At 65.7% G+C, this 22,753-nt stretch carries 16 protein-coding genes and 1 tRNA gene; 4 read left to right on the top strand and 13 right to left on the bottom strand.

Annotated features, from left to right (window positions below; all coding sequences use genetic code 11):
- Nucleotides 1–6: 6 nt before the first annotated feature.
- From LQD11_RS11865 to LQD11_RS11830, 8 genes are all read right to left on the bottom strand, one after another.
- Entirely contained in the window at nucleotides 7–954 is a 948-nt protein-coding gene (locus LQD11_RS11865; protein WP_238617735.1) for a zinc metalloprotease HtpX, read from the bottom strand.
- Nucleotides 955–1,027: 73 nt separating this feature from the next.
- Nucleotides 1,028–4,897: an ATP-dependent RNA helicase HrpA gene (gene hrpA / locus LQD11_RS11860; protein WP_238617734.1), complete on the bottom strand. Its 3,870-nt coding sequence runs from the start codon at nucleotides 4,895–4,897 to the stop codon at nucleotides 1,028–1,030.
- A 31-nt stretch (nucleotides 4,898–4,928) separates the two neighbouring features.
- Nucleotides 4,929–5,549: an SPOR domain-containing protein gene (locus LQD11_RS11855; protein WP_238617733.1), complete on the bottom strand. Its 621-nt coding sequence runs from the start codon at nucleotides 5,547–5,549 to the stop codon at nucleotides 4,929–4,931.
- Nucleotides 5,549–7,309, bottom strand: coding sequence for an arginine--tRNA ligase (gene argS / locus LQD11_RS11850; protein WP_238617732.1), 1,761 nt, complete (start codon nucleotides 7,307–7,309; stop codon nucleotides 5,549–5,551). Before argS ends, LQD11_RS11855 begins: the two co-directional genes overlap by 1 nt.
- A gap of 140 nt (nucleotides 7,310–7,449) precedes the next feature.
- A complete protein-coding gene (locus tag LQD11_RS11845) occupies nucleotides 7,450–9,663 on the bottom strand; it encodes a primosomal protein N' (RefSeq protein WP_238617731.1) in 2,214 nt (737 codons plus the stop codon).
- Nucleotides 9,664–9,800: 137 nt separating this feature from the next.
- Nucleotides 9,801–11,183 carry an NAD(P)(+) transhydrogenase (Re/Si-specific) subunit beta gene (locus LQD11_RS11840; protein WP_238617730.1) on the bottom strand — a complete coding sequence of 461 codons (1,383 nt, stop codon included), beginning with the start codon at nucleotides 11,181–11,183 and terminating at the stop codon, nucleotides 9,801–9,803.
- Nucleotides 11,184–11,441: an NAD(P) transhydrogenase subunit alpha part 2 gene (locus tag LQD11_RS11835; protein ID WP_050814270.1), complete on the bottom strand. Its 258-nt coding sequence runs from the start codon at nucleotides 11,439–11,441 to the stop codon at nucleotides 11,184–11,186. It lies immediately after the preceding gene.
- A 29-nt stretch (nucleotides 11,442–11,470) separates the two neighbouring features.
- Entirely contained in the window at nucleotides 11,471–12,604 is a 1,134-nt protein-coding gene (locus LQD11_RS11830; protein ID WP_238617729.1) for a Re/Si-specific NAD(P)(+) transhydrogenase subunit alpha, read from the bottom strand.
- Nucleotides 12,605–12,975: 371 nt separating this feature from the next.
- On the opposite strand from LQD11_RS11830, the gene LQD11_RS11825 reads away from it, so the two are divergent.
- The 3 genes from LQD11_RS11825 (at nucleotide 12,976) to LQD11_RS11815 (ending at nucleotide 15,720) form a co-directional block, all read left to right on the top strand.
- Entirely contained in the window at nucleotides 12,976–13,515 is a 540-nt protein-coding gene (locus LQD11_RS11825) for an HNH endonuclease (protein WP_238617867.1), read from the top strand.
- A 301-nt stretch (nucleotides 13,516–13,816) separates the two neighbouring features.
- Complete coding sequence (hemH, locus tag LQD11_RS11820) at nucleotides 13,817–14,926, top strand: ferrochelatase (RefSeq protein WP_238617728.1); 1,110 nt, start codon at nucleotides 13,817–13,819, stop codon at nucleotides 14,924–14,926.
- A gap of 29 nt (nucleotides 14,927–14,955) precedes the next feature.
- Nucleotides 14,956–15,720 carry a competence/damage-inducible protein A gene (locus tag LQD11_RS11815; RefSeq protein ID WP_238617727.1) on the top strand — a complete coding sequence of 255 codons (765 nt, stop codon included), beginning with the start codon at nucleotides 14,956–14,958 and terminating at the stop codon, nucleotides 15,718–15,720.
- 82 nt (nucleotides 15,721–15,802) lie between these two features.
- On the opposite strand, the gene LQD11_RS11810 is transcribed toward LQD11_RS11815, so the two are convergent.
- Entirely contained in the window at nucleotides 15,803–16,390 is a 588-nt protein-coding gene (locus LQD11_RS11810) for a cytochrome b (RefSeq protein WP_238617726.1), read from the bottom strand.
- A gap of 383 nt (nucleotides 16,391–16,773) precedes the next feature.
- On the opposite strand from LQD11_RS11810, the gene LQD11_RS11805 reads away from it, so the two are divergent.
- Entirely contained in the window at nucleotides 16,774–17,028 is a 255-nt protein-coding gene (locus tag LQD11_RS11805; protein ID WP_238617725.1) for a type II toxin-antitoxin system Phd/YefM family antitoxin, read from the top strand.
- Nucleotides 17,029–17,080: 52 nt separating this feature from the next.
- Here LQD11_RS11805 and LQD11_RS11800 read toward each other — a convergent pair.
- The 4 genes from LQD11_RS11800 to LQD11_RS11785 all read right to left on the bottom strand — a co-directional run bounded on the left by LQD11_RS11800 (nucleotide 17,081) and on the right by LQD11_RS11785 (nucleotide 22,739).
- Nucleotides 17,081–17,157 (bottom strand) — tRNA-Ile (locus tag LQD11_RS11800).
- Nucleotides 17,158–17,352: 195 nt separating this feature from the next.
- Nucleotides 17,353–19,227 carry an RNA polymerase sigma factor RpoD gene (gene rpoD, locus LQD11_RS11795; protein ID WP_238617724.1) on the bottom strand — a complete coding sequence of 625 codons (1,875 nt, stop codon included), beginning with the start codon at nucleotides 19,225–19,227 and terminating at the stop codon, nucleotides 17,353–17,355.
- A gap of 149 nt (nucleotides 19,228–19,376) precedes the next feature.
- A complete protein-coding gene (gene dnaG, locus LQD11_RS11790) occupies nucleotides 19,377–21,134 on the bottom strand; it encodes a DNA primase (RefSeq protein ID WP_238617723.1) in 1,758 nt (585 codons plus the stop codon).
- A gap of 54 nt (nucleotides 21,135–21,188) precedes the next feature.
- Complete coding sequence (locus LQD11_RS11785) at nucleotides 21,189–22,739, bottom strand: AAA family ATPase (protein ID WP_238617722.1); 1,551 nt, start codon at nucleotides 22,737–22,739, stop codon at nucleotides 21,189–21,191.
- Between the last annotated feature and the right edge of the window lie 14 nt (nucleotides 22,740–22,753).

The raw sequence follows: 22,753 nt of genomic DNA, 5'->3' as shown, positions 1-22,753 counted from the left end.
AGTGCATCAAAACCACGACCTGCCGATGAGCCAGCGGGGTCTGGCCGGGATCTGCTCCAGGATCGGGCGCGGGTCATAGGCCACGGCCGGCAGGGGCAGGGGGCCATGGGGCAGTGTCTGGTCCAGTTGCCGAAGGCGGTCGATCCGGTCGCGGGTGGCGGGATGGGTGCGCAGCCAGGAGGGTTCCGGGGCACGGCGGCCCGGCAGCAGCACCTGTTCCAGCAGGCCGCCCTGCACCCGCTCCAGCTTGTCCAGGGCCATGGCCAGACCGACCGGATCGCCAGTGAGGCGGGCCGCGCCCAGGTCCGCCTCATATTCCCGGCTACGGGAGAGGGCCAGCTGGAACAGGGTGGTCAGGCTGGGGGCGAAGATCAGCAGCAGGATGGCGCCCCAGTGAATGGTGGCATGTCCCATGATCAGCAAGGGCAGGTTGATGATCAGCAGGACCTGGCCGAACAGGGACAAAAGGACCGTGAGCCGGGAGGACAGATCGGCAAAGGTCATGGTGCGCAGGTCATTGTGGGCCACATGGCTGATTTCATGGGCCAGCACGGCGGTCAGCTCACGCAGGCTCAGGCGCCGCAGAAGGCCGTCGGAGACGGCCACGGCGGCCTGCCGTCGGTCGCCCACGGCGAAGGCATTCATCATCCGGGTGGGGACATAGTGCAGGGTGGGAGCCCGGGGCAGGCCGGCGCGGCCGGCGAGCTGGTCCATGATCTCCAGCAGCACCGGGGCGTACCGGGGATCAAGCCGGTAACCCTGATACATGCGCATCACCAGGCCGGGCGAGGCCATGGGGTTGAGAAAATAGAGCACCACCACCGCGGTCACCACCCCGGTACTGTGAACCGGGCCGCCGATGAGCCAGGCGATGGTCCCCAGCAACAGCACCATGGCCCCCACCAGGGCGAGGGACTGCAGGCGGTTGTGCAGGTGGTGGGCTGTGTGGGGCATGGCGGGGCAGGGTTCGGGTGATATACCCATTGACCCGGTCACCCGGTTTTCGTTCTGCGCTCCCCGCCGTCCTTCACGCCCGATCCAGGCTCTTGCGCAGGTCCTCCAGTCGCTTCACCGACACCTTCTCCACCGTCCCCAGTTCCTGGGCAAACAGGGACACCCGTAATTCCTCGATCAGCCAGCGGTAGCGCGACCACTCGCCGCCGGTGCGTCCGGCCGCCCGGCGGGCCTTGCAGTCCTCCCACAGGGGTTCCACGTCCACCCGGGCGCGCCGGTCCTTGTCCGGCGCATGGTCCAGCCGTTCCATGCGCCGCTCGATGGCCGCCAGATAACGGGGATACTGGGCCAGCCGGTCCGGCGGCGTTTCCAGCAGGCAGTGGGGATGGATCAGGTGTTCCAACTGGTCCCGGATGTCTCCCGCCGCCTCCACCCAGGACAGGGGCAGGGCGCCCTTGAGGCGGGCGCGGATGCGCTGGTAGACGGCCAGGATCTCCCCCGCCAGGGCGCACAGGGCATTGGCCGTCGCCACCAGTTCGCCCCGGCCCGCCTCCAGGCGCTGCCGAAACCCTTCCGCGTCCGTGGGCCAGGGCTCGGCCATGAATACCCGCTCCACCGCCGCAAACACCAGGTCATCCTTGAGGGCCTCGCAGCGATCCACGGGGTTGTACTGCAGGCACAGGCGCTGAATGTCCGGCAGGTTTCGGTACAGGTACTTCACCGGCTCCCTTGCCCCCAGCATGAACAGCCGTCGCAGGCCGGCACGATGGATCTGTCCGGCCCGGGCCGGACTGTCCGCCAGGATCAGGGCCACGCTGTCGCCCCGGTCCTCCAGGGCTGGATAGCCCCGCAGGGTGGCGCCGTGCTGACGGAATTCCACGTACTCCGTCAGGGGGCCGAAATCCCAGTCGGTAAGACCGTCCCGTTCCATGTCCTCGGGCCGGTGAGCCTCGAAGCTCTCCACCGCCCGTCCGGACAAGCTGTCCTTGAGGGCCTGCAGATCCCGGCCGGTCACCAGGGTCTTGCCCTGGGCGTCCACCACCTGGTAGCGCAGTTGCAGATGGGGTTCCAGGCGCTCGGGCTGCCATTGGTCCAGAGGGACGTCGGTGCCGGTGATCTGGCGCAAGGCCCGGGTCAGGGCCGGGATCAACTCGCCCTCGGGCTCTCCCAGCCGGGCCAGGGCCGCCCGGGCGAACTCCGGGGCCGGCACGAAATGGCGGCGCAGGGATTTGGGCAGGGTCTTGATCAGGGCGGCGAGCTTTTCCTCCAGCAGACCCGGCACCAGCCAGTCCCCCCGATCAGGGTCCAGGGCATTGAGGGCCGCCAGGGGCAGGGTGAGGGTGACGCCGTCCGCCTCGTGGCCCGGTTCAAAACGGTAACTCAGGGGCAGCCGCAGGCCACCGCTCTCCAGCACGTCCGGGAAGCGCTCCCCGCCCAGGTCCGGGGCCTCGCGCTGCAGCAGGGTGTCCCGGTCCAGACGCAGCAGGGAGGGATCATCCCGCTCCGCCTGCTTGCGCCAGCGTTCAAAGCCCGCGCCGTCATGGACTGTGGCCGGCAGACGGCCATCGTAAAAATCGTAGAGCACCTGCTCGTCCGCCAGCAGATCCCGGCGCCGTCCGCGGGCTTCCAGGTCCTCGATCTCCCGGATCAGGGCCTGGTTGTGGGCCAGGGCAGGGGCACGGCTACGCAGCCGACCCGCCACCAGACCCTCGCGGATGAACACTCGACGGGCATCCGCCGGGTCCACCCGGCCATAGTTCACCTTGCGCCGGGGGTTGACGATCAGCCCGAACAGGGTCACCCGGTCCCAGGCCGCCACGGTGCCCTGGCGGGGTTCGAAATGGGGTTCATGGTAGTGGTGCTTGAGCAGATGACCCGCCACCGTTTCCAGCCACTCCGGACGGATGGCGGCGCATTCCCGGGCGTAGACCCGGGTGGTCTCGGCGATCTCGGCGGCCATGACCCAGGCCGGGGCGCCCTTGAACAGTCCGGAAGACGGATGGATGTGAAAGCGCCGGTTGCGGGCGCCCAGATAGTCGTGCTTTTCCGTCTTCACCCCGACCTGGGTCACCAGCCCGGTGAGCAGGGCCCGGTGGATGGCCGCCGGATCGGCCGGTTCCTGGTTCTCCTTCAGGTCCATCTCCCGCAGGCTCTGGCGTAGCTGGCCGTGCAGATCCTGCCATTCCCGCATGCGGATGAAGGACAGGAAATGCTCCCGGCACCAGGCCCGCAGCTTGGCCTTGGACAGATGGCGGGACTGTTCCCGCCAGGCGGCCCACAGCTTCAGGTAACCCAGGAAGTCCGATCCCGGTTCCCGGAATCGGGCGTGGGCCTCGTCGGCGGCCTGACGTTTCTCGGCGGGGCGTTCCCGCGGGTCCTGGAGGGCCAGAAAGGCCACGATCAGGGTCACTTCCGCCAGTGCCTGCTCCCGGGCCGCTGCCAGCAGCATGGCCCCCAGGGTCGGGTCCACCGGCAGCCGGGCCAGTTGCCGGCCCGTGGCGGTGATGCCGTGGGCATCGTCCACTGCCCGCAGGGTCTGCAGCAGCTTGAAGCCGTCCCGGATCAGACGGGAGTCCGGCGGCTCCACGAAGGGAAAATCCTCCGGATCGCCCAGGTTCAGGTGGGCCATCTGCAGGATCACCGAGGCCAGGTTGGAGCGCAGGATCTCCGGGTCGGTGTACGCCGGGCGAAGCTGGAAGTCCTCCTCGCCGTAGAGGCGGATGCAGATCCCCGGCCCCAGGCGCCCGCAGCGCCCCGCCCGCTGGTTGGCGGAGGCCTGGGAGACCGGCTCCAGGGACAGGCGCTGGATGCGGGAACGCCAGGCATAGCGGGCAATGCGCACCAGCCCCGAATCGATCACATAGCGGATGCCCGGCACGGTGAGGGCGGTTTCGGCCACGTTGGTGGCCAGTACCACCCGCCGGCCGGTGTGGGGGGCAAAGACCTGGTTCTGTTCCGCCGCCGACAGCCGGGCGTAGAGGGGCAGGATCTCCGTATGCCGGGGATGGTGCTTGCGCAGGGCCTCGGCGGCTTCGCGGATCTCCCGCTCTCCGGGCAGGAACACCAGAATGTCGCCGGGACCGGCCTGGGCCAGTTCATCCACCGCCGCCAGCAGGGCCTCATTCAGATCCCGTTCGGTGTCGGCGTCATCCTCGCCGGTGACCGGGCGGTAGCGGATCTCCACCGGGTAGGTGCGGCCGGGGACTTCGTAGACGGGGGCATCGGCGAAGTGGCGGGCGATGCGTTCCGGGTCCAGGGTGGCGGAGGTGATGATGAGCTTGAGGTCCGGCCGCCGGGGTAGCAGACGCTTGAGATAGCCCAGCAGGAAGTCGATGTTGAGGCTGCGCTCATGGGCCTCGTCGATAATGAGGGTGTCGTAGGCACTCAGTAGTGGGTCCGAGCGCAGTTCCGCCAGCAGGATGCCGTCGGTCATGAGCTTGACCAGGGTGCGGGGGCCGACATGATCGGAGAAGCGCACCTTGAAGCCCACCTGCTCCCCCAGGGGGCTGTTCAGTTCCTCGGCAATGCGGCTCGCCACCGAGCGGGCGGCGATGCGCCGGGGCTGGGTGTGGCCGATGAGGCCATCGGTCCCCCGGCCCAGGGACAGGCAGATCTTGGGCAGCTGGGTGGTCTTGCCCGAGCCGGTCTCGCCGCAGATCACCACCACCTGATGGGCCTGGATCAGACGAGCGATCTCCTCCCGATGGGCGCTGACGGGCAGATCGTCGGGGAAGTTCGGCGAGGGCAGGGCCTGGCGGCGTTGTTCACGGGCCAGGACCGAGGCTTCGATCCGGCCGGTCAGGCGTTCCAGGAGACGGTCGGCGGGTTTGCCGGTCCGGAGCCGGCGGCGGGCGCGGTCCAGCTCCTTGCGAAGGGCGTCATGGTCCCGTGTCAGGCAAAGGGGAATGCGTGCGGCGAGCTGATCGGGGTCCGGGTGAGACATGGAGACGTGTCGGTATGGAGCACTGACGCCGTCAGGCGTCAGGCACCCGCACCATGATGGTCTGGACCTGGTTGGCGTGCAGTCGCTCGCGCATCCGGTTCAGGTTGTCCAGTTCCGTGAACGGTCCCACCTGTACCCGGTGCCAGGTATCCCCGTTCACCGTCACGGGCTGGATGCGGGCCTCCACCCCCATCAGGGCCAGGCTGGCGCGCAGGCGGTCCGCTTCCTGATGGGAGCGGAAGGAACCGGCCTGCAGCAGATAACGGCCGGGCTGCTGCACCGGGGTCGGCGGGGGCGGCGGGCCGCCGGGGGCCGTGCGGGGCTGGACCTGGGGTTCCGGGACCACCACTTCCAGTTCCGGCAGCAGGGTATAGAAGTCGAAACGGGGCCTGGGCGCCTCTTCCGCCGGCTTCTGGGCGGGTGCCTGGGCCGGGCGGGCGGGTTGCGGCTGCTGGACGGGCTGTTGCTGGATCTGGGGCGCCGCCACCGTCGTCGTGGTGGTCGGTGCGTCGCGCTGGGTCTGCAGATAGACCACCGCGGCAGCGAACAGGCCCACCGCCAGACCGGCCACGCCCCAGACCCAGCCGGGCAGGGGTGGCCTTTCTTCCGCCTGTCGGCGGCGGCTGGCCTGGCGCCGGGAGCCGCGGGCCATTACATCTCCTCGGGCGCGGAAACGCCCAACAGCGTGAGACCGTTGGCCAGTACCTGACGCACGGCCAGGATCAGGTTGAGGCGGGCATCCCGCAGATCGGCATCGTCCACCAGGAACTGGTGTGCGTTGTAGTAGGTGTGGAAGTCATTGGCCAGATCCCGCAGGTAGTTGGCCACCTGATGGGGTTCTTCCGCCAGGGCGGCCGCTTCCACCAGTTCGGGGAAGTGGGCCAGGCTGCCGAGCAGGGCGGATTCATGATCCTCCGTCAGCCGGTCCAGGTGGGCGTGGCCGTTGGCCGGGTCATGAGTCAGACCCTTGGCCTGCATCTGTCGCAGCACGCTGCACACCCGGGCATGGGCATACTGGATGTAGTAGACCGGGTTGTCGGCGGACTGGGACTTGGCCAGATCCAGGTCGAAGTCCAGGTGCTGTTCGCAGCGGCGCATGACATAGAAGAACCGGGCGGCGTCGTTGCCCACTTCCTCGCGCAGTTCCCGCAGGGTGACGAAACTGCCGGAGCGGGTGGACATCTGCACCCGCTCGCCGCCCCGGTAGAGGATGGCGAACTGTACCAGCAGCACGTCCAGACGGGCATCGTCCCGGCCCATGGCATGGAGTGCCGCCTTCACCCGCGGCACATAGCCGTGATGATCGGCGCCCCAGACATCGATCACCCGGTCATAGCCCCGGTCGAACTTGTCCATGTGATAGGCGATGTCGGAGGCAAAGTAGGTGGTCTGGCCGTTGTCCCGCTGAACCACGCGATCCTTCTCGTCGCCGTATTCGGTGGAACGGAACCACAGGGCGCCGTCCTTTTCATACAGGGCGCCCTTGTCCCGCAACTGTTCCAGGGCCTTGTTGACGGACCCCTTGTCGGTGAGGGAGCGCTCCGAGTACCAGGTCTCATAGGTGACGCCGAATTCCGCCAGGTCGTCACGGATGTCATCCAGGATGACGTTGAGGCCCAGTTCGAAGACGTAACGGTAGCGGTTGTCGCCCAGCAGCCCCTTGGCCCGCTGGATGACCGCGTCGATGTATTCTTCCTTGTCGCCGCCGTCCGGTTCGTCCGCCGGCAGGCCGTCCATCAGGGCCTCGGTGGTGACGGCATAGTCCTGGCCGTGTTCCTGGAACAGGGTGTCGGCGATGTCCCGCACGTATTCGCCCCGGTAGGCGTTGGTGGGGAAGTGGAACTTCACCCCGCAGCGTTCCAGGTAGCGCAGCCAGACGCTGGTGCCCAGGATGTCCATCTGTCGGCCGGCGTCGTTGACGTAGTATTCCCGGTGCACATCGAAGCCCACCGCCTCCAGCAGGTCCGCCACCGCCGCGCCGTAGGCGGCGCCACGACCATGACCCACGTGCAGGGGGCCGGTGGGGTTGGCGGAGACGAATTCCACCTGCACCTTCTTGCCGGCGCCCAGACGGCTGCGACCGTAGGCTTCTCCGGCCTCCAGCACCTGGGTGATCACCGCCAGACGGGCACCGCGGCTGATGAACAGGTTGATGAAGCCGGGACCGGCGATCTCCACCTTGTCCAGGATGTCCGATTCGGGCAGATGGTCGATGATCAGCTGCGCCACGTCCCGGGGTTTGCGGCCCAGGGGCTTGGCCAGTTGCAGGGCCAGGTTGGTGGCGAAATCACCGTGGGCCTTGTCCCGGGTGCGCGTCAATTGAACCTCCACCGACCGGTCGGCGGGCAGGGTGCCGTTGCCGGTGAGGGTGTGGAGGGATTGTTCGAGCAGAGCCTGTAATTGAGGTTTCAAGGTTTCGGTATCCGAAGAAGAGCGAACGGCGGGGAAATCTGAACGAGGGCAGATTCTATCGGGAATGGCAAGGGGGGTGAATACCCTTGCCGGGATGAGGCGCCCGGGGAGCGGCCGGGATGGGGCAAAGAGCCCGCGGTTTACTGCAGATCCACCGGGTCCACGTCCACGGACCACCTGACCTTTCTGGCCCCGGGCAGCCGGGGAAGATCGGGCAGCCAGATCGCCAGGGCCTTTTGCAGATCCTGCCGCCGCCCTGCCTGCAGCAGCAGATGGGCCCGATACCGTCCCGCCTTGCGTTCCATGGGGGCCGGGGCCGGCCCCCAGGCCTGCACCCCCCGGGGGGTGCTCGACTCCAGGGCGTGACGAGCGCCTTCCAGAAACACCCGGGGCGCTTCGGCCGCCGTGGCTTCCGCCCTGAGCAGCGCCAGTGCCGCGTAGGGGGGTAGGCGGGCCTCCCTGCGCTCGGCCAGTGCCGCCTGGGCAAAGGCCCCGTAGCCGGCGCCCAGCAGGGTCAGCAGCAGGGGATGCTCCGGGTGATGGGTCTGGATCAGCACTTCTCCGGGCCGGGTGCCGCGCCCGGCCCGTCCAGCCACCTGCACGATGGTCTGGGCCAGCCGCTCCACCGCCCGGAAATCGGCACTGAACAGCCCCTGATCCGCCTCCAGGATGGCCGCCAGGGTCACGTTGGGAAAGTCATGGCCCTTGGCCAGCATCTGTGTCCCCACCAGGATCCGGTGGCGGCCGCTGCGCACCCCTTCCAGGGCGGATGCCAGGGCACCCTTGCGTCGGGTGCTGTCCCGGTCGATGCGCACCACCGGCCAGGCGGGAAAGTGCCGTCGCAGGGCCTGTTCCACCCGCTCGGTGCCCTGGCCCCGGCCGGCCAGGGGGCGGCCGCAGTCCGGGCATTGAGCGGGCACGCCGCTTTCATGGCCGCAATGATGGCAACGCAGGCGGCGGATGCCCGCATGCCAGGTCATGCGAGCGTCGCAGCGATGACAGTCGGCCACCCAGCCGCACTCATGGCAGATCAGGGCTGGGGCATAGCCGCGCCGGTTGAGGAACAGCAGCACCTGGCCGTCATCCTCCAGGTGCTGCTGCATGCGGTCCAGCAGGGGGACGGACAGGCCCTCGTCCATGAACTGGCTGCGCACGTCCAGCAACTTCAGGCGCGGCGCCGAAGCGCCGCCGGCCCGGCCCGGCAGGGATAGGTGCCGGTACTGCCCCCGCTCCACGTTGGCCAGGCTCTCCAGGGCCGGGGTGGCCGACCCCAGCACCACCGGCACCTGTTCCCGGTGAGCGCGCATCACCGCCAGATCCCGGGCGTGATAGCGGAAGCCGTCCTGCTGCTTCAGGGAAGGATCATGCTCCTCATCGACAATGATCAGGCCCGGCCGTGCCCAGGGCGCAAAGACCGCCGAGCGGGTGCCGATGATGACCCCGGCCTCGCCGCCACGGGCACAGAGCCAGGCGCAGTGACGCTCGCCGTCGCCAAGACCGGAGTGGAGCACGGCAATGGGGGTATCCAGGCGTGCCCGGAAGCGGCCCAGCAGCTGGGGGGTGAGGGCGATCTCCGGCACCAGCACCAGGCATTGGCGTCCGCTTGCCAACACCTGCCGGATCACCTGCAGATAGACCTCGGTCTTGCCGCTGCCGGTGACGCCTTCCAGCAGATGGCAGGTGAATCGGCCCAGGGTCGCCGCGATGGCGTCCACCGCCTGTTGCTGGGCGGTGTTGAGTGCGGGCGCCGGAGCCGGGGGCGTATCCGCCGGGCTCAGGCAGGGGCGGGCGTATATCCGTGCCAGTCCCTTGTCCACCAGTGCCTTGAGGGACTGGCGGGGATCGGTGTCCTGTTGCTCCCTGAGTCGTTCCAGGGCCAGATCCTCCTTCGCGTCCTGCAACAGGCGCAGCAGGGCGGCCTGACGGGGAGCGCGGGTGAGGGTGGCCGGGTCGGTGCGGCGGCCCGCCTCGGTCAGGGTGCAATACTCGATGCCCCGGGCCTCGGCCGGTTTGCCCTGGCGCAGGGTGACGGGCAGGGCGGCGGCCATCACCTCACCCAGGGGGTGCTGATAGTAGTCGGCGGCCCAGGCGAGCAGGTTCAACAGGGCGGTGTTCAGTAGCGGCCCGGTATCCAGGGTGGCGCCGATGGGCCGTAGCCGGTGGCTCGGCACACTGGATGCGTCACCGTGGCCGATGACCACACCCACCACCTGACGCCGTCCGAAGGGCACCCGCACGCGGGCACCGATGGCGGGCAGGTCGGCCTCATCCGGAGCGGGCAGGTAGTCGAAATACCCCTGCACGGGGGTGGGAACGGCGACACGGAGGATGGTGGGCGAGGAGGACTGAGGCATGGTGGCAAATGATGCCACATCCGCCCGATGATAAAGCTGCTCTCCCCCTGGCGGGAGAGGGGTTGGGGTGAGGGAGTAAAATGAAAAAAGCCCGGCGATGACGCCGGGCCTTGTCACTTTACTTTGCGGGATCGGGATTAACCGATTTCCTTGATGCTGGAGATCAGCTCGCTGGCGGCCTTCTGGCCGTCGCCGTACAGCATGCGGGTGTTGTCGGCGAAGAACAGATGGTTCTCCACGCCGGAGAAGCCGGCACCCTTGCCACGCTTGATCACGATGACGTTCTTGGCCTGGTCCGCGTTCAGAATCGGCATGCCGTAGATCGGGCTTTCCGGGTTGGAACGGGCCACCGGGTTCACCACGTCGTTGGCACCGATGACGATGGCCACGTCGGCGGTCTTGAACTCGCTGTTGATCTCATCCAGGTCGTAGATGATGTCGTAGGGTACGCCGGCTTCGGCCAGCAGCACGTTCATGTGACCGGGCATGCGGCCTGCCACCGGGTGAATGGCGAACTTCACCGTCACGCCCCGCTCCTGCAGCAGCTGGGTCAGTTCCCAGATCTTGTGCTGCGCCTGGGCCACGGCCATGCCGTAACCGGGGACGATGATCACCTTGTCGGCAAACGCCATCATCACGCCGGCGTCGGAGGCCTCGATCTCCTTCATGGTGCCGGTCACTTCGGACTGATCGCCACCGCTGCTCTCGCCGAAGTGGCTGAACAGCACGTTGGAGATGGGACGGTTCATGGCCTTGGCCATCAGCTGGGTCAGCAGGGTACCGGCGGCACCCACCACGATACCGGCAATCATCAGCGCGGCATTGTCCAGCACCAGACCCTTCAGGCCCACGGCCAGACCGGTGAGAGCGTTGTACAGGGAGATCACCACCGGCATGTCCGCGCCGCCGATGGGCAGGGTCATGAGGATGCCGAAGGCCAGGGCCAGCAGCAGGAACACGGTCAGCAGGGCACCGTTCACCTGAGCGCCGCTGAAGCTGATGATGATGCCCAGCAGCACGGTGGCGCCGAGCACGCCCAGGTTGATCTTCTGCTGCATGTCAAAGCGCAGGGACTTGGTGATCAGGCCCTGCAGCTTGGCGAAGGCGATCAGGGAGCCGGAGAAGGCCACGGCGCCGATGATCACACCCAGCACGGCGATGAACTGGATGGTCCAGCTCAGCTCGTAGGAACCCATCAGGGCCACGATGCCGATACCGGCGGCCGCGCCGCCGCCCATGCCGTTGTACAGGGCGATCATCTGCGGCATGTCGGTCATGGCGACGCGCTTGCCGGTGTACCAGGCCAGACCGCCACCGATACCGATGCCCAGGATGATCAGCAGGTAGTTGATGAAGCCGCGGACTTCAGGGTGCAGGAAGGTGACCACCGTGGCGATGACCATGCCCCAGCCGGCCCAGATGATCCCGCGACGGGCGGTGACCGGCGAGGCCATCTGCTTGAGGCCGACGATGAACAGCACCGCCGCCGCAAAGTAGGCTACGTTGATGATGAAACCCATTTACTTGGCCCCCTTGCTGGACTTGAACATCTCGAGCATGCGCTCGGTCACCACGTAACCACCCACGGCGTTACCGGCGGCCAGGATCACGGCGATGAAGCCCACCCACATCTGGGCCGTGGTTTCGGCGTGGCCCAGGGCCACCATGGTACCCACCAGCACGATGCCGTGGATGAAGTTGGAGCCGGACATCAGCGGCGTGTGCAGGATCACCGGCACCTTGGAAATGACCTCGTAGCCGGTGAAGGCGGCGAGCATGAAGATGTAGAGTGCAACAAAACCCTCGATCACTTTTGATCTCCTTCCACAAGGCTGCGGGTTGCGTCGTGCTTGATCTCACCGTCGTGGGTCAGACAGCTCTTGGCGATGATCTCGTCGTTCCAGTCCAGGTTCAGCTTGCCGTCGGCGAGCACGGGGGACAGGAAGTTGAGCAGGTTCTTGGCGTACATTTCGCTGGCGTGCAGCGGCACCTGGCTGGGCACGTTCAGGGGGCCGTGAATGGTCACGCCGCCCTTGGTGACGGTCTTGCCGGGCTTGGTCAGCTCGCAGTTGCCGCCGCCCTCGGCGGCCAGGTCGATGATGACCGCGCCGGACTTCATGCCGTCCACCATCTTCTGGGGGATCAGCATGGGCGAGGGGCGGCCGGGGATGGCGGCGGTGGTGATCAGCACGTCGCACTGGCTGATGAACTTGGCCAGAGCTTCCTGCTGTTTTGCCTTTTCCTCGTCGGTCAGTTCGCGGGCATAGCCGCCTTCGCCTTCCGCCTTCACACCCAGATCCAGGAACTTGGCGCCGAGGGATTCCACCTGCTCCTTGGTGGCGGAGCGCACGTCATAGGCCTCGACGATGGCGCCCAGGCGGCGGGCGGTGGCGATGGCCTGCAGGCCGGCCACGCCGGCACCGATCACCAGCACCTTGGACGGACGGATGGTGCCGGCCGCGGTGGTGAGCATGGGGAAGAAGCGACAGGACAGGTCCGCACCCATGATGGCGGCCTTGTACCCGGCCACGGCGGCCTGGGAGGACAGGGCATCCATGCTCTGGGCACGGGAGATGCGGGGAATCAGCTCCATGGCGAAGCTGGTGATCTTCTTCTTCTGCAGCGCCTTGACCACATCCGTGTTCTTGTGAGCATGGAAGAAGCCGATGAGGGTGGCCCCATCCTTCATCATGTTCACTTCCTCCTGGGTGGGCGGGGCCACCTTGACCACGATGTCGGCTTCCGACATCAGGGTCTTGGCATCGTCCACCACGCGGGTGTCGGCATAGGCCTCGTCCGGGAACTGGGCATCGCGCCCGGCACCCTTCTGGATCATCACTTCAAGACCCAGTTTGGCAAAGCGCGCGGCGACCGTGGGGTCCAGTGCGACGCGCCGCTCGCCCTGGGCGGTTTCTTTGGGTACGGCTATCTTGATCGGCATGGGTTGACTCCGTCTGCCCGTGCAGGGGTAATGGCCGGATGACGACCGATCCTGACGATGAGGACTGCAACGGTTTTTGGGTGGATGCGAACCAGTTCGGGCGCCGCCGTCAGGCGGGGATGCCCAAAAACAGGGCATGGTAGCGGAATTTTTCCGGCCTTTGAACATCCAATGTCGATCATGTTGGAATCCGGGTACGAAAAATCGTGTCGGACCCTGCCGAACATGGGGACTCAGGTCAACGAATCAACGGCTTGATAATTGCTTTCTGGGTCCGTTTGCGGCAGAGTCGGGCGGTGCCGGTATAACCTCCCGAGGGTGCAGAGGTGTACGAGTTCAGTCAGCAGGTACTGCGAACTGACGCATCGGGCATGCCGATGGAATGGATCGATTATCAGCATGCGGTGCGGCTCTACCACGCTGAGCAGGTGGCCTACACCTGCGGCTCCCTGTTGTACCGGATTCGTGGCGGCATCAATGCCCGAACCGGCCGGCGCAGTCTGGTGGAGGTGAATTCCATCATTGCCACCCACGGCACCAACAAGGCCGTCAGTCAGGCCTATTCACCGCCACTCAACAATGCGGCCTTGTTCAAGCGTGATGCTCATTTATGTCTTTATTGCGGCAATCACTTTCAGCACCGCGACCTGTCGCGGGATCATGTCACCCCCATCAGTCAGGGGGGGCAGGATCTATGGTGCAACGTGGTGACCGCCTGCAAACGCTGCAACAACCACAAGGCCGGCCGCACGCCCGAGCAGGCCGGCATGCAGTTGCTGGCGGTGCCGTTCATTCCGACCCATGCGGAATACATCTATCTTCAGGGGCGCCGTGTACTGGCGGACCAGATGGAATTTCTGCAGGCTCATTTTCCAAGAACCAGTCCCCTGCGGCTGCGTCCGCGGCAGTAGTGCGCCACGTGTCAGGTATCATCGGCGGCGTGGCCCTGTCCGGGATCTGGTTTCCTTCGGCCTGCCTTGAGGGGGCAGGCTGTCCGTCCGCGGGGCCGTACCCCGGTGCTGGTGCATCCTCGCCGGCCGGTTTACAGTCGCGCCTTATGTCCTGGGGGGAAGGGTCCAGATGGCTCTTGAAGTAGGGAGGAGTACACTCGGCCTTCGCGGCCCCGCACTGCGGGGGGAGGGTGATTCTGTCGCTTCAGCGGCCGATCACGCGGCCCGAGGGTTGTCGTCAAACCATAAAGCAGAACAAGCCATGACCTATATTGGCGAGCCGAATTACCGACATGGGAGTCTCCATAGCCTGGGGGTGCTGATCACCAACCTGGGGACGCCCGATGCGCCCACGCCGCAGGCGTTGAGGCGCTACCTCAAGGAATTTCTCTGGGATTCCCGGGTGGTGGAGGTGCCGCGCCCCGTGTGGTGGCTGTTGCTCAACGGCCTGATTCTCAATACCCGCCCGCGCCAGAGTGCGGCCAAATATGCCCGTATCTGGGGCAAGGACGGCTCCCCGCTGCTCACCATCACCAAGGCCCAGGGCCAGGCGGTGGGCCGCCGAATCGCCGAACGGCTCTACGGGCCGGTCAAGGTGGCGGTAGCCATGCGTTACGGCAACCCCTCCATTCGTTCCGGTCTGGAAGAGCTGCGTCGGGCCGGTGCCCGACGCATCCTGGTGTTGCCCCTGTATCCCCAATATGCGGCCTCCACCACCGGCTCCACTTTTGATGCCGTCACCCGCGCCCTGAGTGAATGGCGCTGGGTACCCGAGACCCGCTTTGTCATGGGCTATCACGACGACGACGCCTACATCGATGCCGTGGCCGCCAGCATCCGTGAGCACTGGGCGACCCATGGCCGGGGCGAGCGTCTGCTGTTTTCTTTCCACGGTATTCCCCGCGACTATCTGGACCAGGGCGACCCTTACCATTGTTACTGTCAGACCACGGCCCGCCTGGTGGCGGAGCGTCTGGAGCTGCCGGAAGATCGCTGGCTGGTCTCCTTCCAGTCCCGTTTCGGCAAGGCCCAGTGGCTGACCCCCTATACCCTGGAGACCATCGTCGGTCTGCCCGGGCAGGGCGTGAAATCCCTGGATGTGGTCTGCCCCGGCTTTTCCGCCGACTGCCTGGAGACCCTGGAAGAGATCGCCGACGAGAGCCGCGAGGCCTTCATCGAGGCAGGTGGCGAGCGATTCAGCTACATTCCCTCCCTCAACACCCGTCAGGACCACACGGACGCCCTGGCCGACCTGATCTGCCGTCATGTGCAGGGCTGGCCCGAAGCGGACGAGAACTATGATCGCGAGGCACAGCGGGAGGCGGGTGAACTGATTCGTGCCCGGGCGCTGGCCATGGGTGCGAAGAACTGAAGCGTGACCGGCGGGGGGATGTGGCAGGAATGCAGATCGGTGGCCTGATCATCGGTGATGAGCTGCTGTCCGGCAAGCGGCGGGACAAGCACATGGATTTTCTCATTTCGGTACTGGCCCGGCGTGGGCTGGAACTGTCCTTTGTCCGTTTCGTCGGAGATGATCCCGGCCTGCTGACCGAGAGTTTGCGTCAGACGCTGGACTCCCAGGCCCTGATCTTCAGCTTCGGCGGCATCGGTGCAACGCCCGATGACCGTACGCGTCAATGCTTCGCCCGCGCCGCGAATGTGGAACTCGGACTCCATCCCGAGGCCGTGGCCATTCTGGAGGAACGCTTCGGCGAGCAGGCCTATCCGCACCGGATCCGCATGGCGGAACTACCCGTGGGGAGCACGCTCATTCCCAACCCGGTGAATCAGATTCCGGGTTTCAGCATGCGCCACCACCACTGTGTTCCCGGTTTCCCCAACATGGCCTGGCCGATGGTGGAGTGGGTGCTGGACACCCATTACAATCACTTGTTCTCCCGGATTCCGTGCATCGAACGGCTGATCCTGGTCAGTAACACCCCGGAGAGCGAGCTGGTGCCGGTGATGGAGGCGGTGCTGGAGCGGTTTCCGGAGATTCGCATGTCCAGCCTGCCTTCATCGGAGAACGGTTGCCGGGAAGTGGAGCTGGGCATCAAGGGGCTGGCCGATCAGGTGGCCGAAGCGGCCGCCCTGGTGATCGAATCCCTCAACCAGGGCGGCATGCCCTGGGTGGAAAAGCCTCAGTTGTCGCAGATCCCGTCGTAGGCAGGGAAGGGATTGAGGCAAAGCAAAAGGCCGGGCAAATGCCCGGCCTTTTGCTTATGTCGACGGCTTTTTGAGTCCGGCGTTAGTTGAACAGGCTGATACGGGTGGTCACCCAGTCCCGGCGCACGCGGGCATGGTAGAACGCCGCCGCCACATGGATCACGATCAGCGCGATGATGCACAGGGCCACCACGGTGTGGGCCTGGAACAGGGTTTTGGACAGTTCGGGATCCTGGCCGATGAAGCCGGGCAGTTCATAGGTGCCGAAATTCACCGGATTGCCCGCGGCGGCGGTGGCCAGCCAGCCGATGATGGGCATGGCAATGACCAGCACGTAGAGCAGGAAATGCACCAGACCGGCAAAGAAATGCTGGGCGCGGGACAGGTCGATGGCATATTCAGGGGTGCCCTGGCTCACCCGTACCAGCAGGCGCAGGACCATCAACCCCAGGATAGTGATGCCCAGGGTCTTGTGTCCCATGTAGGCATAGCCGGCCATCTCTACCCCGACCAGTTCCACGAGACGTTCATAGCCCAGCGTGCCCAGGGTCATGCCGCCGATCAGGGCCGTGATGAGCAGGACGGCGATCACCCAGTGCAGCAGGCGCAGCAGATAGGAATAGCGTGGTAGCCCGGAGGCCACACCAACAGTCGGATAGGCAGTGCTCATGTTTGCTCCCTTGTGGGTTGTCATCAGCTTGAGTGCGGGCCGACAGGCCTGTTCTCCCCCTGAACCCGTCTGCGGGTATGTGTCTTGCAGACGCGATCAATGCCGACCCTGCAGAAAACCACAATCTAGCTTAGCAGTATCGACGGGTCTTGTTCGGGGTGTCCACGATCTGGGACAAAAAAATGCCCTGAAAATCGTCGGGATGTTCTTTGTGCAGGTCTCATCGGGATGTACTTTATCCCGGTCTCGCCGGGATGTCGTGCATCCAGGGCGCGTCGGGACGCCGCACATCCTGGTCACGATAGCCTGCCGGCCGCTTATGGACAGTCCGTCATTGATGCAGCAACATGCCTATATGAATGATTCGTGCCGGAGGTGTCACTATGGCCATCACGACCCTATCCAGTCGAGAGCTTAACCAGAACGTTACCCGCGCAAAGAAGGCTGCCAAGAGTGGCCCGGTGTTCATCACGGATCGCGGCAAGCCGGCGCATGTGCTGTTGAGCATTGAGGAGTACCAGCGGCTGACAAGGCAGCGCCGCAATATTGCTGATGCCTTGGCCATGCCGGATGTTGCGGACATCGAGTTTGATCCGCCGCGTGTGACCATCGGCACCCAGCCGGCTGATTTCTCATGATGTTTGTTCGTGACCATCCTCAATCCGTGGGAGGGTGGCTGGATGGATTGATTGGTGGGCCCGGTCGGACTCGAACCGACGACCAAGGGATTATGAGTCCCCTGCTCTAACCAACTGAGCTACAGGCCCAAGGGGAAGGAAATCAGGATAGGGGAAGATACAAGAGATCGGGCGGCAGGGGAAGCGTGTCCTTGGCGTTCCGGCCTTTGCGGGGTGTTGCTGTCCGTGGGTGCCTTGTTGCTCGCCGGTCGGCTCCCACGGTTGCATCTGTGGCAATCGATGTGGGAGCCGACCTGTCGGCGAATCAGGCGTATTTCACTCTACTTATTCCAGGTCCAGGAAGCTGCGCAGCATCTCCGAGCGGGAGGGGTGACGCAGCTTGCGCAGGGCCTTGGCCTCGATCTGGCGGATACGCTCGCGGGTGACGTCGAACTGCTTGCCCACCTCTTCCAGGGTGTGGTCGGTGTTCATGTCGATGCCGAAACGCATGCGCAGCACCTTGGCTTCCCGCGGGGTCAGGCTGGCCAGAACCTCGCGGGTGGTCTCCGACAGGCTTTCCCGGGTGGCGGACTCGATCGGGGACTGCACGTTCACGTCCTCGATGAAATCCCCCAGGTGGGAGTCCTCGTCGCCGCCGATGGGCGTCTCCATGGAGATGGGCTCCTTGGCGATCTTGAGCACCTTGCGCACCTTGTCCTCCGGCATCTCCATGCGCTGGGACAACTCCTCCGGGGTGGCTTCGCGGCCCATCTCCTGCAGCATCTGCCGGCTGATCCGGTTGAGCTTGTTGATGGTCTCGATCATGTGCACCGGGATGCGGATGGTGCGGGCCTGGTCCGCGATGGAGCGGGTGATGGCCTGACGAATCCACCAGGTGGCATAGGTGGAGAACTTGTAGCCGCGCCGGTATTCGAACTTGTCCACCGCCTTCATCAGGCCGATGTTGCCCTCCTGGATCAGGTCCAGGAACTGCAGGCCGCGATTGGTGTACTTCTTGGCGATGGAGATCACCAGACGCAGGTTGGCCTCCACCATTTCCTTCTTGGCGCGACGGGCCTTGGCCTCGCCGATGGACATGCGACGGTTGATGTCCTTGATTTCGCCGATGGTGAGGCTGGATTCCTCCTCGATGGCCACCAATCGTTTCTGGGCACGCAGGATGTCATCCCGGTGCTCGGCCAGCAGTTCCTTGTATTTGCTTGCCTTGCCCTTCAGGCACCCATCCAGCCATTCCAGGTTGGTCTCGTTTTCCGGGAAGGTGCGAATGAAGTCCTTGCGGGGCATCTGGCAGGTGTCCACGCACAGGCGCATGATGGCACGCTCCTGGTTGCGGATGCGTTCCACCATCTCGTGCAGGTCGGCGGTGAGCTGATCCACCAGCCGGGGCACCAGCTTGAATTCCATGAAGTAGCGGGCCAGTTCCTCGCGGGCCTGGCGGTATTCCTCACGCTTGTCGGCGCCGGCGTGGGCAATGGCCTTCTCGTACATGGCCTTGAGGTGCGTGAAGCGGATGCGGGCCTCTTCCGGGTCCGGGCCGGTATCCTCGGGGGCGGCGGCTTCGTCGTCGCTGTCGTCCTCATCCCCGTCATCGTCGCTATCGCTGTCGCCGTCGTCGCCGTCATCGGCCGCCTTCACGGAAGGCGTGTCTTCCTTGGGCAGGGAAACGGCGGCGATCTCTTCCGCGTTGGGGTCGATGAAGCTGACCACCACATCGGTGAGCTTGGTTTCGCCCGCTTCCACCTGGTCCCATTCGGCCAGCAGGGAGGCGATGGACTTGGGGTAATGGGCCAGGGCGAACAGCACCTGGGACAGGCCGTCCTCGATGCGCTTGGCGATCTGGATCTCGCCTTCGCGGGTCAGCAGTTCCACCGTGCCCATCTCGCGCATGTACATGCGCACGGGGTCGGTGGTGCGGCCGAATTCACCATCCACGGAGGCCAGCGCGGCGGCGGCTTCCTCGGCGGCGTCGTCGTCGGTGGAAACGGAGCTGTCGGAGAGGATCAGACTGTCGGAATCAGGCGCCTGTTCATGGACGGTGATGCCCATGTCGTTGATCATGGCGATGATGTCTTCGATCTGTTCGGGATCGACGATGGTGTCCGGCAGGTGATCGTTCACCTCGGCATAGGTCAGGAAGCCCTGCTCCTTGCCTTTGGCGATGAGCTCCTTCAGGCGGGATTGCTGTTCTTCGTGATTCATGGAAACCTGCTCAAGCTGGGAACTGTGCGCAAACCGGGGAGGCTCTGGCCGGGACTGAAACGTTCAAGTATAGCACCCATCATGGGTGGCTGCCATCTCCGCCCGAAACGGGACGGTACCCTCCTGGCAGCTTCGGCGCCGGGCGCGGCTTACCGGGACTTTCTCGTCAGCAGGGCCTTCAGCTCGGCCTTTTCATCCTCCGACAAGGCCGACCGGGACGCCTTGGCCAGCAGGGCTTCGGTGCGCTGCTCGGTGTACTGTCCGCGCAGGCGGCCCAGGGCATCCCGCAGCAGTGTCGGCACCGATTCTTCCTGGCTGGGCGGCGGTTGCCACTGAGCCAATTTTAGTAGATGTCGTCCGGTTTCGCTGTCTCTCCAGCGCTCCAGCAACCCCGCGGTGGTTAGATTGGGGTTCTGCGCCAGAGTTTCAAGCACCTGAACCAGGACCTTGACCCCGGGGGCCTGCAGATCTTGCAACCAGCGCATGTCGTCCAGCTCCCGGGCCAGCGTCGGTTGATCCAGCAGGATCGACAATGCCAGACGCACCGGTGTGATCTCCAAGCGTTGCCGCCGGTTTGCCGGGGTGGGGCGGTGGGAAGGCGAGGGGGCCGGAGGTGGGTCGGCTTCACGTGGCGCCAGGCCCCGCTCAAACTGATCCGTGGACACGGTGGCCAGTTGTGCCAGTTCGTTGACGATCTGGGCGCGCAGCAGGCCGTCGGGCATGTCCCGGATCAGGCGGGTGGCCTGGGTACCCAGGGCGGCACGGCCTTCCCGGGTGCCGGCATCATGTCGCTGCCTGAGTTCGTCGATGAGGACATCCGACAGGGGGCGGGCCTGGCCCATGCGTGCCCGCAGACCCTCGATGCCTTCCCGGCGCACCAGGGTATCCGGGTCTTCCCCTTCCGGCAGGAACAGGAAACGGACCTGGCGTCCATCCCGCATCACCGGCAGGGTCTGTTCCAGGGCACGCCAGGCGGCCTCCCGGCCGGCGCGGTCACCGTCGAAGCAGAACACCAGATGGGGGACCACCCGGAACAGTCGCTCCAGATGATCCCGGGTGGTGGCGGTGCCCAGCGTGGCCACCGCATTGCGCAGTCCGAACTGGGCCAGGGCGATGACATCCATGTAGCCTTCCACCACCAGCAGTTCCTCCAGCCGGGGGGAGGCCTTGCGTGCCTCGTACAGGCCGTAGAGTTGCTGTCCCTTGTGGAAGACCGGGGTTTCCGGGGTGTTCAGGTACTTGGGTTCTCCCGGCCCCAGCAGACGGGCGCCAAAGCCCACCACCCGGCCTCGGCTGTCGCGGATGGGGAACATGATGCGGCCCCGGAAGCGATCATAGGGTGGACCGCCGTCCCTTTGGGTGGCCAGGCCCGCGTCGAGCAGCTCCTGTTCCTTGAAGGTCTTGCCCAGGGTCCGCAGCAGGTCATCGCGGAGATTGGGGGCAAAGCCCAGGCGGAAGTCCCGGGCAATTTCGCCGGTGAGTCCCCGTTGCTTGAGATAGTCCACTGCTTCCGGGTGGCGGCGCAGATTGTCCGTGAAATGGGTGGCGGCGGCCTCCTGGGCGGCGATGAGGCGTTGGAAGCCTTCACTGTCCCCGCGGCCCGGGCCGCTTTCCCGGGGTACTTCCATGCCGGCCCGCCGGGCCAGTTCTTCCACCGCCTCGACAAAATCCATGTTGTCGTACTCCATCAGGAAGCTGATGGCGGTGCCGTGGGCGCCGCAGCCGAAGCAGTGGTAGAACTGCTTTTGCGGGGTGACGTAGAACGATGGGGTCTTTTCCGCGTGGAAGGGGCAGCAGGCGGCATATTCCCGGCCCTGTTTCTTCAGGGTGACGCGGCTACCCACCAGCTCCACGATATCGGTGCGGGCCAGCAGTTCATCAATGAAGGCTTGGGGGATGCGGGACATGAATGTTCCAAGCCCTTCTCCCCGGTGGGGAGAAGGGCGGGCCTGCGACGGATATCAGTTCGCCATGGCGTCCTGTACCGACCGGAAGCTGCGAATGAACGGCTGATTGCGCCGCACTTCCGCCGGCAGGGCCGGGATGGCGCTACGGGCCGCATCGGCGGAGGCATAGGAGCCGAATACCAGCACATACAGGGTCTGATCCCCGCGCCGCATGGGGAACCAGGCGACATCGCCGGGCAGATTGGTGTTGCGGGCATAGTCCCGAACCGCCGCCTCATTGCCGCTGGCCAGGATCTGGATGGTGAAGCGATCCGGGGACTGGGCGCGAAGCCACTGGGCATCACGGATCCGCTTGCCGTCGGCCGTGGTGGTCGGTGCCGGGGCGGCCGCGGGTGGCGACGGTTGGCGCGGTGCCGCCGGAGCCGGTGGCGTGGGAGCCGGGGCCGGAGTCGGCTGTGCCGGTGCCGGCGCCGGGGGCGGCGTGGGCTCCGGTTCCGGCACCGGTTCGGGCTCGGGTTCCGGCGCCGGCATCGGGGTCGGTTCGGGCGCCGGCCGGGGTGGGGTGATCGGTACCGGTTGAATCGGTACCGGTTGCAGCACGCGATCCTGGGGTGTTTCCGCCGGTGCCGGTCTCGGGGTTTGCTGAGGCAGCATGATGGGCTGGCTGAGGGTGGTCTCGGCCGGATCTTCACGACCCGTGAAAATGCTGGTCAGGATCAGCACCACGCCCACCAGAACCACGCCGGCCACCGCCGGCGCAAACCAGCGTTGCTGCCAGAAGGCCGGTGAGCCGTCGGCGTCGTCGTCTGTTTCATCCTCGCTGTCCCCGGCGGTATCGGTCGTGCCACCGAAAAGGGCGGCCAGGCGCTTGTTGGCCAGGGTGTTGATGCGCCCCGGCAGCCCGTTTGAATCCCGATGGATGGCCTGGATCGCGTCGTCGTCCAGCAGGCGGGGGTTTTCCAGTCCCGCGGCCTGCAGGCGATGTCGCAGGTAGGCGGCCGTTTGCTCCCGGGTAAAGGGGCGCATCTGGACGGTCATCTGGGTTTCCGGGCTGTCCAGGGATTCGTCCAGGGCGCTCAGGTGTTCTTCGATCTCCGGTTCGCCCACCAGCAGCAGGCTGAAGCACTGGTTGGTCTGATCGTGAACCCGGCGCCGAGCCTGGACCAGTTCCGCCAGCACCGCCGAGTCAAGCAGATGGGCGTCGTCGATGGCCAGCACCGGGCGCATGCCCTGCTGGACCATGGCGGCCATGAAACTGTCCAGATGCTCACCGCCCTGGGGCGGGGCGGCATCCTTCCAGTACTGACGCACGGTGTAGTCGATGGCCGCCAGGCTGATGTTGGCGCGGGCCTTGAAGGCGCAGAAGTCCATGCTCTCCCGGCCCTGTCCCAGGATCCGCAGCAGCTGGGTGCTCTTGCCCACCCCCAACTCGCCCTTGAGGATGACGATGTTCTGGTCATTGCGAAGATGTTCGAGGACCACGTTCACCGGCATGTCGGTGGCCGGGTCCGTGTAGAGGAATTCTTCGTTGGCGACTGGACCGAAAGGTTGTTGCCGGAGTCCGAGTCGTTCGAGACAGTCGGCGGACAGCATATCGTTGGCCATGGCTTACCTGGATG

The organism is Ectothiorhodospira shaposhnikovii (assembly GCF_022227765.1).
Lineage (GTDB): Bacteria > Pseudomonadota > Gammaproteobacteria > Ectothiorhodospirales > Ectothiorhodospiraceae > Ectothiorhodospira.
Note: the sequence above shows the minus strand (reverse complement) of the source record. Positions and strands in the feature narration are given on the sequence as shown.

What these genes read in the sequence shown, in the direction of transcription:
- LQD11_RS11865 (WP_238617735.1), bottom strand. Translation starts at nt 954, where the DNA reads ATGCCCCACACAGCCCACCACCTGCACAACCGCCTGCAGTCCCTCGCC.
- hrpA (WP_238617734.1), bottom strand. Translation starts at nt 4,897, where the DNA reads ATGTCTCACCCGGACCCCGATCAGCTCGCCGCACGCATTCCCCTTTGC.
- LQD11_RS11855 (WP_238617733.1), bottom strand. Translation starts at nt 5,549, where the DNA reads ATGGCCCGCGGCTCCCGGCGCCAGGCCAGCCGCCGCCGACAGGCGGAA.
- LQD11_RS11845 (WP_238617731.1), bottom strand. Translation starts at nt 9,663, where the DNA reads ATGCCTCAGTCCTCCTCGCCCACCATCCTCCGTGTCGCCGTTCCCACC.
- LQD11_RS11840 (WP_238617730.1), bottom strand. Translation starts at nt 11,183, where the DNA reads ATGGGTTTCATCATCAACGTAGCCTACTTTGCGGCGGCGGTGCTGTTC.
- LQD11_RS11835 (WP_050814270.1), bottom strand. Translation starts at nt 11,441, where the DNA reads ATGCTCGCCGCCTTCACCGGCTACGAGGTCATTTCCAAGGTGCCGGTG.
- LQD11_RS11830 (WP_238617729.1), bottom strand. Translation starts at nt 12,604, where the DNA reads ATGCCGATCAAGATAGCCGTACCCAAAGAAACCGCCCAGGGCGAGCGG.
- LQD11_RS11825 (WP_238617867.1), top strand. Translation starts at nt 12,976, where the DNA reads ATGCCGATGGAATGGATCGATTATCAGCATGCGGTGCGGCTCTACCAC.
- hemH (WP_238617728.1), top strand. Translation starts at nt 13,817, where the DNA reads ATGACCTATATTGGCGAGCCGAATTACCGACATGGGAGTCTCCATAGC.
- LQD11_RS11815 (WP_238617727.1), top strand. Translation starts at nt 14,956, where the DNA reads ATGCAGATCGGTGGCCTGATCATCGGTGATGAGCTGCTGTCCGGCAAG.
- LQD11_RS11810 (WP_238617726.1), bottom strand. Translation starts at nt 16,390, where the DNA reads ATGAGCACTGCCTATCCGACTGTTGGTGTGGCCTCCGGGCTACCACGC.
- LQD11_RS11805 (WP_238617725.1), top strand. Translation starts at nt 16,774, where the DNA reads ATGGCCATCACGACCCTATCCAGTCGAGAGCTTAACCAGAACGTTACC.
- rpoD (WP_238617724.1), bottom strand. Translation starts at nt 19,227, where the DNA reads ATGAATCACGAAGAACAGCAATCCCGCCTGAAGGAGCTCATCGCCAAA.
- dnaG (WP_238617723.1), bottom strand. Translation starts at nt 21,134, where the DNA reads ATGTCCCGCATCCCCCAAGCCTTCATTGATGAACTGCTGGCCCGCACC.
- LQD11_RS11785 (WP_238617722.1), bottom strand. Translation starts at nt 22,739, where the DNA reads ATGGCCAACGATATGCTGTCCGCCGACTGTCTCGAACGACTCGGACTC.